The organism is Streptomyces sp. 8K308 (genome assembly GCF_004348315.1).
In the GTDB taxonomy this organism is placed as follows: domain Bacteria; phylum Actinomycetota; class Actinomycetes; order Streptomycetales; family Streptomycetaceae; genus Streptomyces.
In genome coordinates, this window is record NZ_SMKC01000003.1 from 66889 (window position 1) to 81355 (window position 14467).

13 protein-coding genes and 2 pseudogenes are annotated in these 14467 nt (G+C 72.6%); 8 read left to right on the plus strand and 7 right to left on the minus strand.

Annotated elements, in window-relative coordinates; translation table 11 throughout:
• Window positions 1–52: 52 nt before the first annotated feature.
• Window positions 53–2284: a catalase/peroxidase HPI gene (katG, locus tag E1265_RS01120; protein ID WP_132928285.1), complete on the minus strand. Its 2232-nt coding sequence runs from the start codon at window positions 2282–2284 to the stop codon at window positions 53–55.
• A gap of 245 nt (window positions 2285–2529) precedes the next feature.
• Between katG and E1265_RS01125 the strand changes: the two genes are divergently transcribed.
• The 5 genes and pseudogenes from E1265_RS01125 to E1265_RS01150 all read left to right on the plus strand — a co-directional run.
• Complete coding sequence (locus E1265_RS01125; protein WP_132928286.1) at window positions 2530–2940, plus strand: transcriptional repressor; 411 nt, start codon at window positions 2530–2532, stop codon at window positions 2938–2940.
• Between the two features lie 109 nt (window positions 2941–3049).
• Window positions 3050–3400 (plus strand): small secreted hydrophilic protein, encoded by a 351-nt coding sequence (locus tag E1265_RS01130; protein WP_132928287.1) that lies wholly within the window; start codon window positions 3050–3052, stop codon window positions 3398–3400.
• Window positions 3309–4871 (plus strand): ATP-binding protein, encoded by a 1563-nt coding sequence (locus tag E1265_RS01135; protein WP_132928288.1) that lies wholly within the window; start codon window positions 3309–3311, stop codon window positions 4869–4871. The genes E1265_RS01130 and E1265_RS01135 overlap by 92 nt, the downstream gene beginning before the upstream one ends.
• Window positions 4868–5536, plus strand: coding sequence for a response regulator transcription factor (locus tag E1265_RS01140; RefSeq protein WP_132928289.1), 669 nt, complete (start codon window positions 4868–4870; stop codon window positions 5534–5536). Before E1265_RS01135 ends, E1265_RS01140 begins: the two co-directional genes overlap by 4 nt.
• Before the next feature lie 469 nt (window positions 5537–6005).
• Window positions 6006–6362 (plus strand): annotated as a pseudogene (locus E1265_RS01150) (Tn3 family transposase); the annotation flags it as partial.
• A 142-nt stretch (window positions 6363–6504) separates the two neighbouring features.
• On the opposite strand, the gene E1265_RS01155 reads toward E1265_RS01150, so the two are convergent.
• Window positions 6505–7581: an NAD(P)-binding domain-containing protein gene (locus E1265_RS01155; RefSeq protein WP_207930908.1), complete on the minus strand. Its 1077-nt coding sequence runs from the start codon at window positions 7579–7581 to the stop codon at window positions 6505–6507.
• A 79-nt stretch (window positions 7582–7660) separates the two neighbouring features.
• On the opposite strand from E1265_RS01155, the gene E1265_RS01160 reads away from it, so the two are divergent.
• A complete protein-coding gene (locus E1265_RS01160) occupies window positions 7661–8059 on the plus strand; it encodes a metalloregulator ArsR/SmtB family transcription factor (protein WP_132928291.1) in 399 nt (132 codons plus the stop codon).
• Between the two features lie 31 nt (window positions 8060–8090).
• On the opposite strand, the gene E1265_RS01165 is transcribed toward E1265_RS01160, so the two are convergent.
• Window positions 8091–9065 carry a site-specific integrase gene (locus E1265_RS01165; protein ID WP_132928292.1) on the minus strand — a complete coding sequence of 325 codons (975 nt, stop codon included), beginning with the start codon at window positions 9063–9065 and terminating at the stop codon, window positions 8091–8093.
• Between the two features lie 275 nt (window positions 9066–9340).
• On the opposite strand from E1265_RS01165, the gene E1265_RS01170 reads away from it, so the two are divergent.
• Together E1265_RS01170 and E1265_RS01175 are read left to right on the plus strand one after the other, a co-directional pair.
• A complete protein-coding gene (locus E1265_RS01170) occupies window positions 9341–10756 on the plus strand; it encodes an SLC13 family permease (protein WP_132928293.1) in 1416 nt (471 codons plus the stop codon).
• A 43-nt stretch (window positions 10757–10799) separates the two neighbouring features.
• A complete protein-coding gene (locus E1265_RS01175) occupies window positions 10800–11972 on the plus strand; it encodes a glycerate kinase (protein ID WP_279571382.1) in 1173 nt (390 codons plus the stop codon).
• Here the strand turns inward: E1265_RS01175 and E1265_RS40555 are convergent, their stop codons facing one another.
• The 4 genes and pseudogenes from E1265_RS40555 to E1265_RS01185 form a co-directional block, all read right to left on the minus strand.
• Window positions 11973–12248, minus strand: a complete 276-nt coding sequence (locus E1265_RS40555; protein ID WP_347877139.1) for a cholesterol oxidase substrate-binding domain-containing protein — start codon at window positions 12246–12248, stop codon at window positions 11973–11975.
• Window positions 12249–12294: 46 nt separating this feature from the next.
• A pseudogene (locus tag E1265_RS40560) lies at window positions 12295–12468 on the minus strand (cholesterol oxidase substrate-binding domain-containing protein); the annotation flags it as partial.
• Complete coding sequence (locus E1265_RS40565; RefSeq protein WP_347877140.1) at window positions 12387–12617, minus strand: cholesterol oxidase substrate-binding domain-containing protein; 231 nt, start codon at window positions 12615–12617, stop codon at window positions 12387–12389. The gene E1265_RS40565 and the pseudogene E1265_RS40560, both read right to left, overlap by 82 nt.
• A gap of 1153 nt (window positions 12618–13770) precedes the next feature.
• A complete protein-coding gene (locus E1265_RS01185; protein ID WP_132928294.1) occupies window positions 13771–14439 on the minus strand; it encodes a PaaI family thioesterase in 669 nt (222 codons plus the stop codon).
• Window positions 14440–14467 lie beyond the last annotated feature (28 nt).

Here is a 14467-nt window from a genome sequence, read left to right on the forward strand (position 1 = left end):
GGCCCAGGCGGGGCCGACCCGGACGCCGTCGTTCAGCGGGCTCCGAGCGGGATCAGACCAGGTCGAACCGGTCCAGGTTCATGACCTTGGTCCAGGCGGCGACGAAGTCGCTCACGAACTTCTCCTTCGCGTCGTCGCTCGCGTAGACCTCGGCGACCGCCCGCAGCTCGGAGTTGGACCCGAAGAGCAGGTCGACGCGGCTGCCGGTCCACCTGACCTCGCCGGTGACGTCGTCGCTGCCCTCGAAGGTGGTCGCGTCCTCGGAGGTCGCCTTCCACGTCGTGCCCAGGTCGAGCAGGTTGACGAAGAAGTCGTTGGTGAGCACGCCCGGGGTGTCGGTGAAGACGCCGAGCGGCGACCCCTTGTGGTTCGCGCCCAGCACGCGCAGGCCGCCGATGAGGACCGTCAACTCGGGGGCGCTCAGGGTGAGCAGGTTGGCCCGGTCGATCAGCAGGTACTCGGCCGGCAGCCGGTTGCCCTTCCCGAGGTAGTTGCGGAAGCCGTCGGCCGTCGGCTCGAGCGCGGCGAACGACTCCACGTCGGTCTGCTCCTGCGTGGCGTCGGCGCGGCCCGCGGAGAACGGCACCTCGACCTCGAAGCCGGCCTCCTTCGCGGCCTTCTCGACGGCGGCGCCGCCGGCCAGCACGATCAGGTCGGCGAGCGAGACCCGCTTGCCGCCGGTCTGGGCGGCGTTGAAGCTCTCCTGGATGCCCTCCAGGGTGCTCAGCACGGTCGCCAGCTGGTCCGGCTCGTTGACCTCCCAGCCGCGCTGCGGCTCGAGGCGGACCCGAGCGCCGTTGGCCCCGCCACGCTTGTCGCTGCCGCGGAAGGACGCGGCCGAGGCCCAGGCGGTGGACACGAGCTGGGAGACCGAGAGGCCGGAAGCGAGGACCCGCTCCTTGAGGGCGGCGACGTCCGCCGCGTCGACCAGCTCGTGCGTCACGGCCGGCAGCGGGTCCTGCCACAGCAGGGTCTCGGTCGGGACCTCGGGGCCGAGGTAGCGCACGATCGGGCCCATGTCGCGGTGGGTCAGCTTGAACCAGGCGCGGGCGAAGGCGTCCGCGAACTCCGCGGGGTTCTCCAGGAAGCGCCGCGAGATCTGCTCGTAGACCGGGTCGAAGCGGAGCGCGAGGTCGGTCGTCAGCATCGTCGGGGCGTGGCTCTTCGAGGCGTCGTGCGCGTCGGGCACGGTGCCGGCGCCCGCGCCGTCCTTCGGCCGCCACTGGTGCGCGCCCGCGGGGCTCTTGAACAGCTCCCACTCGTAGCCGAAGAGGGTCTCGAAGAAGCTGTTGTCCCATGCCACCGGGGTCGGGGTCCAGGTGCCCTCGAGGCCGCTGGTGATCGTGTCCCCGCCCTTGCCGGTGCCGAACGAGTTCCGCCAGCCGAGGCCCTGCTCCTCCAGCGTGGCCGCCTCGGGGTCGGCGCCGACGTTGTCGGCCGGGCCGGCGCCGTGGGTCTTGCCGAAGGTGTGGCCGCCGGCGACGAGGGCGACGGTCTCCTCGTCGTTCATCGCCATCCGGCGGAAGGTCTCACGGATGTCGCGGGCCGCGGCGATCGGGTCCGGGTTGCCGTTCGGGCCCTCCGGGTTCACGTAGATGAGGCCCATCTGCACCGCGCCGAGCGGGGTCTCGAGCTCCCGGTCGCCGGAGTAGCGCTCGTCGCCGAGCCAGGTGGTCTCCGGGCCCCAGTAGACGTCCTCCTCGGGCTCCCAGACGTCCGCGCGGCCGCCGGCGAAACCGAAGGTCGTGAAGCCCATGGTCTCCAGGGCGACGTTGCCGGCGAGGATCATGAGGTCGGCCCACGAGAGGCTCTGGCCGTACTTCTTCTTGACCGGCCACAGCAGGCGGCGGGCCTTGTCCAGGTTGGCGTTGTCCGGCCAGCTGTTGAGCGGGGCGAAGCGCTGCTGCCCGGCGCCCGCGCCGCCGCGACCGTCGCTGATCCGGTAGGTGCCCGCGCTGTGCCAGGCCATCCGGATGATGAACGGGCCGTAGTGCCCGAAGTCGGCCGGCCACCACTCCTGCGAGGTGGTCAGCACCTCGGCGATGTCCCGCTTCACGGCCGGCAGGTCGAGGCTCTTAAACGCCTCCGCGTAGTCGAACTCCTCGCCGAGCGGGTTGGCCACGGCGGGGTTCTTGGCGAGGATCTTCAGGTTCAGCCGGTTCGGCCACCACTGGCGGTTGCCGCCGCCCTGCGTCGGGTGCGGGGCACGCCCGTGCGCGACCGGGCAGCCGCCCGCGCCGTCGGTCTTCGGGTCTACGACGATCGCTTCATGGTTCTCGGACATGGGAATCCTTCCGGCAGTGGGCGGTGTGACTGTCGGGGAGGACACCCGACTCGCAGGGAGACGGCCGTGGTCACGTCCTGGGTCTCCTGCCGTACTGGACCCGTCCCTCCCTTGGCTTACGCCGGAACTGATCCTACGATAGACAGAGTTCAAGTCAAGATGGACCCCAAGGTCGTATCCAGTCGGAGCCCGGACCCCGATCTGGTGACTTCGGGTATCCCTCCGAACCTGATAGGTGAGCCGACATGAGTGACCTGCTGGAGCGACTGCGCGGGCGCGGCTGGCGAATGACCTCCCAGCGGCGGGTCGTCGCGGAGGTCCTCGACGGCGATCACGTGCACCTCACGGCCGACGAGGTGCACGCCCGCGCGGCCCTGCGACTGCCCGAGATATCCCGGGCGACCGTCTACAACACCCTGGGCGAACTGGTCTCGCTCGGTGAGGTGATAGAGGTCTCGACCGACGGCCGCGCCAAGCGCTACGACCCCAACGCCCACCGCCCGCACCACCACCTGGTGTGCTCGAACTGTGGGACCATCCGCGACGTCCACCCGACCGGCGACCCGATGGCCGATCTCCCCACGGAGGAGCGGTTCGGCTTCACCGTCTCCGACGTCGAGGTCACCTACCGCGGCCTGTGCCCGTCCTGCGCGTAGGCACCCGTCCCGGCACTCCGGCCGGCGCGGTGTACCGATAGGTCGATGATGAAGAAGTTCTCATCATCTCTTCATGTGGTTGGTCGTGGAGGGGTCCCATCGTGGTGCCATGACATTCACGCACCGCATGGCGACCCTGGCCGCAGTGGTCCTCATACCCGTGGGCATCGCGGGCACGAGCTTCCTGCTCAGCGACGACCCCGCGGACCCGTCAGGACCCTCGGAGGTCGAGCTGGAACGGGTCGGGGACGAGCAGGGCGGCGCGGACACCGGCGGAGGCGGGGAGGCGGAGAACACCTCGCCCACCGAGCCGGCTCCGCCCCGCGAGGACGTCGTGCCGCAGCCGTCCCCTACCGAGGGATCCGTCGATGACACCCCCGACGACGACGCCGGAGACGACGCCGGAGACGACGCCGACGACGCGGACGACCGGGGCGACGCCGGCGACGACGACGGGTGAGGAGAGCGCCGGCCGCTTCCGGCTCTCGGCCCGCCTCCGCATACTGCTCTGGCTGCTGGTCGTGATGGCCGTCGCGCTCGCCACCGTGGTGCTCACCACCCGGTCGATACTGCTGCGCGACGCCGAGGAGCGCGTCGACCAGCTCCTGGCCCAGGAGACGTCGGAGTTCGCGAACTTCGTGGACCGCGGCCGGGACCCGGAGACCGGCGGCCCGTTCACCGAGCCCCGCCGGCTGCTGACCGTCTTCCTTGAACGCCAGTACCCGGAGCCGGCCGAGGAACTGCTGGGCTACATCCGCGAGTCGCCGGCCCCGCGCGTCATCCGCCAGCCCCGCGACATCGCCTCCCGGCTGCCGCTGTACCAGGACGGCGCCTCGCTCGAGCGGATCAGCGAGGACCCGTCGAGCACCGGCACCCTCCACCGCGACACCGGCGTCGTCCGCTGGGCCAAGGTCCGCATCGACCACGGACCCGACCAGCCGGCGGCCGTGTTCATCGTCGCCGCCCACGACGACCCCGCCGGCGACTCGGCGGAGAACGCCGTCCGCATCCTCCTGGTCATCTCCGGCGTCGCGCTGCTGATGAGCTGCGCCGTCGGCTGGGCGGTCGCCGGCCGCATCCTGGCACCGGTCCGGCTCGTCCGCGCCACCGCTGCCCAGCTCACGGAACAGGACCTCACCCGCCGCATACCCATCCGCGGTCGGGACGACATCTCCGCGCTCGCCGAGACGTTCAACGCCATGCTCGACCGCCTGGAACGGGCCTTCGCCGCGCAACGCGACTTCGTCGACGACGCCGGCCACGAACTCCGCACCCCCATCACCATCGTCCGCGGCCACCTGGAGCTGATGAGCACCGACGAGGGGCCGGCGGCCGCCGCCGAACGCCGCGAGACGCTGCGCCTGGTCACCGACGAACTGGACCGCATGAGCCGCATCGTCGAGGACCTGCTGTTGCTCGCCACCGCCGAACGCCCCGACTTCGTCCGGGCCGCGCCCGTCCAGCTCGCCGAGCTCACCGCCGACGTCTACGTCAAGGCCAGGGCCCTCGGCGACCGCCGCTGGGAGCTGCCCGAGGTCGCCGAGCACGAGGTCGCGCTCGACGCCCAGCGCGTCACCCAGGCCATGGTGCAGCTCGCGCAGAACGCCGTGCAGCACACGGTGCCCGGCCAGACCGTCCGGATCGGCTCCCGGCTGCTGGCCGGGGACGTCGAGCTGTACGTGGCCGACACCGGGCCGGGCGTCGTGCCGCGGGACGCCGAGGTCATCTTCGAGCGCTTCCGCCGGGGCACCACCCGCCGCGGCGGCGAGCGCGGTGGCGCCGGGCTCGGCCTGTCCATCGTACGGGCCATCGCCCGGGGCCACCACGGTCGGGTCGAGCACCGGCCCACGCCGGGCGGCGGTGCCACCTTCGTCCTCGTCCTCCCGGTCCAGCACACCCAGCACGCCCAGCGTCTTCAGGAGTCAGAGTGAACCGCATCCTCATCGCCGAGGACGAGGAGCGCATCGCCTCCTTCGTCGAGAAGGGCCTGCGCGCCAACGGCTTCGTCACCGCCGTCGCCTCCGACGGCGACACCGCCCTCGACCAGGCCCGCGGCGGCGGCTACGACCTCGTCGTCCTCGACATCGGCCTGCCGGGCCGGGACGGCTTCACGGTGCTGCGCGAGCTGCGGGAGGCCAGGGTGACCCTCCCCGTGATCGTGCTGACCGCCCGTGACTCCGTGCGGGACACCGTCGCCGGGCTCGAGGGTGGCGCCGACGACTGGATGACCAAGCCCTTCCGCTTCGAGGAGCTGCTGGCCCGCGTGCGGCTGCGGCTGCGCACCGCCGCCCGCGCGCCCGAGGTGACGGTGCTGCGCTGCGGCGACCTCAGCCTCGACCTGCGCACCCGCAGGGCCAGAGCGGGACAGACCCTGGTCGACCTGTCGGCGCGGGAGTTCGTGCTCCTGGAGCTCTTCCTCCGCCACCCGGGGCAGGTGCTGTCGCGGGAGCAGATCCTCTCCCACGTGTGGGGGTACGACTTCGACCCGGGCTCCAACATCGTCGACGTGTACGTGCGGGCGCTCCGCAAGAAGTTGGGCGCCCACCGGGTGGAGACCATACGCGGCATGGGGTACCGGCTGCCGCACCCGGACTGACCCCCCGAGGGCCGCATGGAGCGCCCCGCACGCAGTGTCGGGGGCTGAGGAACATCGGAACGAAAACCGGCGCTAAGCCTGCCCGGCCTCACTGAGGGCTTTGACCTGGGCTTCTGCGAGGGATGAACCTTCAGCAGTCGTGTTGATCGACTGTCTGGAGGTCCGGGGTGCCGGTCGAGTTTTTGACTGATGAGCAGGCTGCCGCGTACGCGGCGTATCACGGGGCGCCGTCCCGTACGGAGTTGGAGCGCTTCTTCTTCCTGGATGACGCGGACCGGGAGCTGATCGAGTCCAAGAGGCGGGCCCACAACCGCCTGGGGTTCGCGGCAAAGCTCACGACCGCGCGTTATCTCGGGGTGTTCCTGGACGACCCGACGGACGTGCCGCCGGAGCCGAAGGTGGAGAGCCTGGAGGCGATGTGGGCGGCGATCGAGCAGGTGGTACCCCGCCACGAGCTGGCCGCGGCGATCGCCGCGCTGTTCGAGTGCAGGCCAACCTCCAGGAAGGCCGCCACGCCCTGGCCCGGAAGATCTTCCACGGCCGGGCCGGGCAGCTCTACCAGCGCTACCAGGACGGCATGGAAGAGCAGATCGGCGCCCTCGGCCGCGTCCTCAATGCCCTGGTCCTGTTCGACACCCGGTACATGGACGCCGCCGTCACCCAGCTGCGGGCGGACGGCTTCGAGGTCCGGGACGAGGACGTCGCCCGCCTCTCGCCGTTCGTCCGGCACCACATCAACATGCTGGGCCGATACTCGTTCTCCCTGCCGGACCTGCCTGGCGGCCTACGGCCGCTGCGCGACCCGGATTCGGTGGACGAGGAGTAGGTGGTGAACCTGTATCTGGGTACCGGTTGCAAGTCTTCCGACCAGAGTCAGTTCCGGACCGTCCCCCGGGCACCCGCCCCGACGCGCGGACCGGTCTCGGTCGCGGGGGACGCCGGGGCGGGCGTACGGCGGGACGGTCCGGTCACAGCCCGACGGCGGTGGCCGCGCCGCAGGCATACGCGGCCAGCGGCGCCATCACGTGCACGGCGTCAGCGGACACCCCGCGCAGGGTGTTGGACGCGAACGACCGCTGGAACTCCAGCCCCACGAACGCCAGACCGGGATGGGTCGCGGACAGCCCGCCGGAGTGCACCGGCATCCCCGCCGCATCGACCGCGCCGAGCCCGGCCAGGAACGCGGCGTTGGGCACATAGCCGGTCGCCAGCAACACCACGTCCACGCGTTCACGGCTGCCGTCCGCCCACACGACCTGGTCGCCGTCGAGGGCGGTGAACATCTCCCGCCGCTCCAGCAGCCCGGAGGCGACCGCCTTGCTGTAGCGGCCGTCGTCGTTGACCAGCCGGCCCGGCGCCAGGTGCACCAGCCACGCGGGCGGCAGCAGGTCGAACCCGCTGGTCACCGCCCAGTGGTGCACGTCCTGGCCGCGGGAGCGCTGCGGCAGGAAGTGCACCGGCGCCCGGGACGCGAGCGTCACCGATGCGGTCTCGGTGAGCTCGTAGCCGATCTGCACTGCCGAGTTCCCCGCCCCCACCACCACGACCCGCTTGCCCGCGTAGGGGGCACGGTTGCGGTAGTCGGCCGCGTGCAGCACCTCGCCCGTGAAGCCGTCCGCGCCCGGCAGCTCGGGGACCAGGGGCCTGGAGCCGGTGGCGACGACGACGCCCGCGGCCGGTATCTCCTCCCCGGCGTCGGTGCGCACCACGAACCCGCGGCCGGACTGCTCGACCGACGCGGCGCGGGTGCGGGTGCGGATGTCCGCATCGACGGTCGCGGCGTACGCCTCCAGGTAGGCGACCACCTCGTCGCGGTGCGGGTACCGCTCCGGATCGCCGGGGAACTTTAGGCCCGGCAGCGCGCTGAACCGCGCTGGGGAGAACAAGGTGAGGCTGTCGTAGTAGCTGGGCCACGCCCCCACCGGCCGGTCTGACGCCTCCAACACCACCGGGGCAAGACCGGCTTCGCGGGCGGCGTGGGCGGCGGCCAGTCCGGACTGGCCGCCCCCGATGACGACGATGACAGGTTCGCTCGTATTGACCATGACCCAGAACATAATGTTGTTTTCTAATATGTCAAAGTGACGTTGGGAGTAAGGTGGGCCAGGAAGCGAGGTGGACCCGATGACCGACCAGACCGTGAGGCCCAAGGCAGAGCCCCAGGCGGGCCGGGAGGCCGCAGCGTGCTGCGCGCCGCCCGGCGCGGCCGACGCCTCCCCGGCCGATGTCGACCTGGACGCGGAACTAAGCCCGACCACCCACGACTTCCTCAAGGCCCTCGCCAGCGAGACCCGCCAGCAGATCATGCTGCTGTTCTCCCGCAGCGCCGAACTGTCCGTCGGCGAGGTCGCCGAACGCGCCGGCCTCAGCCACTCCGCCGCCTCTCAGCAGCTCAACCTCCTGCGCCGCGGCGGCATCGTCACCTCCCGCCGCGACGGCAAGACCGTGCTCTACAGAGCCGACAAGGAACACACCGCCCAAGCCCTCGCCGAGCTCCAGGAGTACCTGAAGTACTGCTGCTGAGCGCGACGGCCCGGTCTGATCTGCATCACGGTCAGCGCCTGCTGTCGCCGGGGGCGAGCAGGCTGGTGAGCTCGGCGATCGCGTCCGGGGACGGCTTGAAGTATCGGCGGACGTTCTCCGGCTTCTTGTGCCGGGACTTCGCCATCAGCATCAGCAGAGAGGCCCCTTGCTCGCCGAGATGGGTGAGGGCGGAATGGCGGTACTCGTGCAGGTCCCAGCCGGTTCCCGGTCCGCGCACGGCGGTGTGCTCGTCCAACAGAGCGCGGGCCTGGCCGTAAGAGAGACGGGCCAGGCCGGTGTCCGGGCACACGACGCGCGGGCTGACCACCTTCCCCGGGCCGGAGCGGCGGTGGGTGACGAACACCGGGCCCCGGGGACGGCCGCGCAGCAGGCGGGGCAGGAGTCGTGCGGTGCCGGCGTCCCAGTAGACGGTCTCCGGCACGAGGTCTTCGCGCGCCTGCCCGCGGCGGCGGGCCTTACTCCGGGCGCCTTTGGCCTTGACCAGGCAGCGGCGTGCGGCGAGGTCCAGGTCCTCGATGTTCACGCCGAGGATCTCCTCCGCGCGGGCGGCGGTCTCGTAGAGCATCCGCCACAGCGTCTTCTCCCGCAGGTGGACCTCGCGGCGGGCGATAAGCCGGTCCACGGCCACCTTCGAGCGGGCCGGGGTCTCGGAGTCCGGCACCGCCAACCGCTTCGTCCAGGCCGGGACCGCCGGGCCGTCGTAGCCGTACTCCTCGCACCAGCCCAGCCACGACAGCACCGCCGCCCGGCGGGCGTTCCAGGTGCCGACCGCCGCGGTACCCCACAACAGCTCCAGCGCCTCGCCGATCTCGTCGTCCACCACCGCCGCGAGCGGGCGGGCCTCGCCGATCCGCTCGGCGGTCTTTCCGACGCCGGTCGCGTAGCTGCGGACCGTGTTCGGATTGCGGAGCGAGTCGAGAAAGGCATCGGCCGCCGCGCGAACGGTCAGCGCCTTCCCGGCCGGCAGTTGCACGACGGTGGTCACCACTTCCCCCTTGCCACAGATAACAGGGCCGCTTCATGCGGCGTGCGGAGAACGTCCCCGCAGGTCGCGCGGAGTGATAGCGCAGATAACAGGGCGTTATCTGCGGCAAGACTTCAGCCGGAGCCGGACGCCGACGTCCGGTCAGCCGCCCACCAGCAGCGATCGAGGCTTAGCGCCGGTTTTCGTTCCGATGTTCCTCAACCCCCGTGTCTCTCATGAAGTGTCTCTCATGAACCGTTCATCCATGGCTCACCACCGGTTCGAAAACTGGTCGGGTGACCCTCACCAACCGGCAGGCCGTCACCCTGTGCGTGGCGCTGAGCGTGTGCGGCCTGCTGCTCGTTCCGACCAACTTCCCCGGCCTGAGCGGTGACGCCCGCCTCACGCTCGTGGTGTTCGCCCTGGCCACCTGCGCCTGGATCGGCACGCCCCTCGACGACACCTATGTGGCGCTGGGCGCCGGACTCGCCCTGACCGCCACGGGCGTGGTCAGCGCCGACACCCTGTTCGGCACCCTCGGCGACCCCACCGTCTGGCTGCTGATCTGCGCTTTCGTGCTGGCCGCCGCGGTGGCGAGCAGCGGACTCGCCGCCCGCGCCGCCGTCTTCCTCGTCACCGGCGCGCGCACCGTGCGACAGCTGGTGCACCTGACCACGGCGGCCCTCGTCGTCACGGCCTTCGCGATCCCCGCGACCTCCGGGCGCGCCGCCCTGGCGCTGCCGGTCTTCCTCGCCCTCGCCAGGGCGCTGTCCGGTCGGCCCCGGCTGGTCGTCGCCCTGGCGCTGCTCTTCCCCACGGTCATCCTGCTGTCCGCGGTCGCCACCCTGATCGGCGCGGGCGCCCACCTGATCACCGTCTCGGTGCTGTGGGAGACCACCGGCGAACGCATCGGCTTCCACGAGTGGTTGCTGCTCGGCCTGCCGCTCGCCGTGGTCTCCTCCCATCTCGCCGCCGAGGTCGTTTTGTTGACCACCACCCGGCGCGCCGACCGCCGCGGCCCGGTCGAGTTGGCCGTCGAGGACATCCAGCGGCACACGGAACAGCGGCTGACCGGCTCGCTGAGCCAGGCCGAGGTCCGCTGCGCCGGACTGCTGGCCAGCGTCGTCGTGCTGTGGTGCAGCGAGCCCCTGCACGGGGTACCGCCCGCGCTGGTCGCGCTCATCGGGGCCGTCGTCATCACCGCGCCCGCCCTCGGCACCATCAGGCTGAAGGACGCGCTGGGCACCGTGCCCTGGTCGCTGCTGCTGTTCATGGCGGCCACCATGGCGATGGGCGTCGCGCTCTCCGACTCCGGGGCCGCCGGCTGGCTGACGTCGGGACTGCCCGGCGACGCCGCGGTCCCCGCCTGGCTCTTCCTCGGCGTCGTCGTCGCCGTCAGCACCGCGGCCCACCTGGTCCTCCAGTCGCGCTCCGCCCGCTCAAGCGTCCTCGTCCCCCTGGTGGTCGCCTCCGCCGCGGCCTGCGGCGTGGACCCGGTCGCCGCCGCACTGGCCTCCACGGCCGCGGCCGGCTTCTGCCACACGCTGCCCGCCTCGGCCAAGCCGGTGGCGCTCTTCGCCGACGTGCCCGACGCCCCCACCTACACGCCCCGCGACCTGCTGCGGCTTTCCGCCGTGCTGGCCCCGCTGACCGCCGGCCTCGTCCTGCTGTTCGCGCTCGCCGTGTGGCCGTTGCTCGGCGTCGCCCCCTGAGGGACCCCGAGAACCAAGAGACACCCAGAACAAGGAGACAACCGTGTACCGATTCGTCGTGGCGCCCAGCGGCATGAAGGAGTCGCTGTCCGCCGCCGAGGCCGCCGAGGCCATCGCCGAGGGGCTGCTGCGCGCCGTGCCCGACGCCGTCGTCGACCTGCTGCCGCTGGTCGACGGCGGCGAGGGCACGGCCCGGGCACTGGCCGCGGCGGGCGGCGGGCGGCTCGTGCCGCGCCTGGCCACGGGACCGGTCGGCGACCCGGTCGACACCCACTTCGCGCTCCTGCCCGACGCCCCAGGGGCGCCCGGCACCGCGGTCGTGGAGATGGCCGCCGTGGCCGGCCTCGCACTGGTCCCTGCCGGCCGCCGCGACCCGACCGCCACCACCACCCGCGGCGTGGGCGAACTCGTCCGCGCCGCCCTCGACACGGGCGCGCGCCAGGTCCTGGTCGGCTGCGGCGACTCGGGCACCTCCGACGGTGGGGCCGGCGCGCTGCAGGCGCTCGGCGCCCGGCTGCTGGACGCCAGGGGGCGCGAACTTCCCCCGGGCGGCGGGGCGTTGCGTCGGCTGGCACGGATCGACCCCACCGGCCTCGACCGCCGCCTGGCCACCACCGAGATCACCGTCGCCGTCAACCCGCACAACGTGCTGTGCGGACCGCGCGGCGTGGCCCGGGTCTTCGGCCCGCAGAAGGGCGCCACCCCCGCCCAGACCGAGGAGCTCTCGGCGGCCCTCGACCACTGGGCGACCGTCCTGGAGCGCGACCTCGGCCCGCTCGACGTGGACCTCCGCACCGGCCCAGGCACCGGGGCCTCCGGCGGCCTCGGGGCGGGGCTCGCCGCGCTCGGCGCCCGGCTGCTGCCACGGTTCCGGGTGTTCCTCGACCACCTGGACCTCGACGCCAGGATCGCCGGCGCCGACCTCGTCGTCACCGCGGAGGGCGCGCTCGACGGGCAGACGCCGTTCGGCAAGATCCCCGGCGAGGTGGCGCGCCGCGCCCGGGCACACGGCGTTCCCGTCCTGGCGCTCGCCGGCACGATCGGAGAGGGTGCCAGGGAGGTCCACCTGACTGGAGTCGACGCCTACAGCGGCATCCTGCCCGCGCCCGTCGGCCTGCCGGAGGCGCTGGCGCGCGGCGGGGAGTTCCTGGCGGACGCCGCCGAACGGGCCCTGCGCATGGTCCTGATCGGCAGCCGCCTCGCCGCCCGTGCCTGATCAGGGGCCGAGCAGCCCGTCGAGGAACGCGTTGCCGAACACGCCGTGCGGGTCGAGGCGGCGCAACAGCTCGGTGCCCTCGGCCCACTGCCCCTCGCCGTACGACCGCGGCACGACCGTGCCGATGACCTCCGGATCCGCCCAGGCCGCGGTGTCGGTGTAACCCCACCCCTTGGACCACTCGACGCGGGTCAGCGCGTGCCCGCCGTCGAAGGTCGCCAGGCAGAAACGTTCCAGCTCCCGGTAGAACTCGGCCGCGCCTGGGGTGCCCGGCAGCGTCCGCCCAGACCGCGCGGTCGAACTCCGGGTGGTCCGGGTGCGGGCGGACCACCGAGAGCAGCGGGGGTCGGGCCCCGGGCGCCGCCACGTCCGAGGTCTGGTCGAGGCCGCCGACGCGGATCTCCACCTGCCCGTTCACCGGGAACCGCCCGTCCCTCGCCCACGCTTCGAGACGCTCCCGGTAGAAGCCGGCGAACTCCGAGATGACCCGCTGCACCCGTCCGCGCGCCGGGTGAGGATGGCGTAGCCGTTGGCGGTTTCCCGCAGCGTGGGCGGCCGCAGGTAGAACATCAGGTGGTGCGAGGCGCCCCACAGGTCGCCGGCGAGCGTCGCCGTCAGCCCGGTCGCCGCGATGGTGTACTGCAACGCCCCGAGCGTCGGCGCGAGATACCAGGCGCCCGGCGAGCCGGGACACGGGGGTGGGGACGGTGTCGCTGAACGGGTAGTTGTAGGGGCCGAGCACCGGCCGCGAGGTGGCCGGCTTCTCCGGACTCAGGCTCCACACCTTCAGCCAGGGCCGGTCGGTGAAGGCGAACCAAATCGTCTCCACGCGCCCGCCGGGCGCCAGGAAGTCGGCGAACGTCCGGCCGCCCGCGGCCTCCGCGCTGCCCGGCGCGGCGAACAGTTCGTCGGACGGGACGTCGACCCGGCTGACGCAGCGCATCGCGCTCTCCTTGCCGGCCTGGAGCACCGCCTCGACGACGAAGCTCCGCCCCAGGTGCGCCGCGAGCGCGTCGCACTCGGGGGCCCTGCCCCGCTCGAAGGTGTGCAGCACGTAGGCGCCGCTCGGCTCGTCCCACACCACGGTGGTCACGGCGAGCACCAGGTTGCTGAGGGTGCCGTAGGTGTGTCCCGGGCGCGCCGGCTCGCCGTCGGCGGGGACGCTGGTGCCGTGCGCGTCGATGGCGAGGGTGCCGCCGAGCGTCAGCTCCCCGGGCGCGGGGGTGTTGGTCACGCCGAGGCCGTGGTCGGCGAGGAACCCCATCAGTGTCTCCAGCGTCACGCCGGTCTGGGCCAGGACCGCGCCGGGCGCCCCGGCGGGCGGCGTGACCAGCTCGGTCGCCGTCAGGTGGGCCGTCGTGTCGACGAGCAGCACCCGGGCGTCGGGGGAGGTGTCGGGGGTGATGGTCAGCGGCGACCAGGTGTGGGACTTGCCGCGGGGGCGCAGCCGCCAGCCCTCGGCGTGGGCCCAGTTGGCGAGTCGACGATCTGCGCGCCGGTCCGCGGCGCGCAGGTTCACAGGCCGGGATGGGCGTTCTCGCCCGCCCAGTTGAGGTAGGGGGAGCGGTGGGCCGTCAGGTCGCCCGGCAGGCTGGGCGCCGCGCTGTCCGCGGCGGCGGCAGCGGTGCGCAGGACACCGCGTCGGGAAGGTAATCCTGGTTTGTTCGACATGGGCACAGGACGTATGGGATTCGCCGCCCACGCGGAACCCCGCGAACCCGACCGTTCTGGCTCGAACCGGGCACGTGCTACGGGAACTTCCTCGACCCGTGAGGCGCTCGTCCTGCGCCGGCCGTGCTCAGGGGGTGGCCGGCAGGCATGGGAAGAGCTCGTGGAAGCGCGCGGGGTCGGGCGCGACGAAGACGGCGTCGGCGGCCACCAGCGCGCTGGCCGGGGCGGTCTCGGTGGCGATCGAGCCGTCGACGTGGAGCTTGCGGCCCTCGGTGCGGACGACCCGGGCGACGACCCGCAGCGGCGTCGCCAGTGGGACGGGGCCCTGGTAGCGCAGCCGGAGGGAGATGGTCATCGCGGGCGTTCCCGCCGCCGCGCAGGCGTGGCCCATGAGTTCGTCGAGCAGCATGGCGCTCATGCCGCCGTGCGCGAAGCCGGGCGGGCCCTCGTGGGCTGAGCCGAGGACGCACCGACCGACGAGGCAGGCGTCGTCCGCGACCACCTCCATGGGCGGGGCGAGCGGGCTGCCCTGGCCGGTGACCGGGCTGTACATCCGCAGCCCGCCGGGGAACTCGTCCACGGGCGATATCTCGGCTGGCGCCCGCTGGCCGACCGTCAACTCAGCGGTGAGGCGACGGACGTCGTCCAGGGCCTGGTGCAACGTCTCGTCCGCGGCGGTGGTGCGCACGGCGGCGTCCACCAGGTCCCGCAGCTCGTGGCCGAGTGCGGCGATCGCCGCTCGGCGGCGTGCCAGTGCCTCGTCCGTGGCCGGTGAATCGGTCAGAGGTGTGTTCATCGCTCTTCTCGGTGCGGTGGCGGGGGGT

Bases quoted from the DNA above. Each gene is read 5' to 3' on its own strand.
- E1265_RS01125 (WP_132928286.1), top strand. From the start codon at position 2,530: ATGAGTGACCTGCTGGAGCGACTGCGCGGGCGCGGCTGGCGAATGACC.
- E1265_RS01160 (WP_132928291.1), top strand. From the start codon at position 7,661: ATGACCGACCAGACCGTGAGGCCCAAGGCAGAGCCCCAGGCGGGCCGG.
- E1265_RS01185 (WP_132928294.1), bottom strand. From the start codon at position 14,439: ATGAACACACCTCTGACCGATTCACCGGCCACGGACGAGGCACTGGCA.
- katG (WP_132928285.1), bottom strand. From the start codon at position 2,284: ATGTCCGAGAACCATGAAGCGATCGTCGTAGACCCGAAGACCGACGGC.
- E1265_RS01130 (WP_132928287.1), top strand. From the start codon at position 3,050: ATGACATTCACGCACCGCATGGCGACCCTGGCCGCAGTGGTCCTCATA.
- E1265_RS01155 (WP_207930908.1), bottom strand. From the start codon at position 7,581: ATGGTCAATACGAGCGAACCTGTCATCGTCGTCATCGGGGGCGGCCAG.
- E1265_RS01135 (WP_132928288.1), top strand. From the start codon at position 3,309: ATGACACCCCCGACGACGACGCCGGAGACGACGCCGGAGACGACGCCG.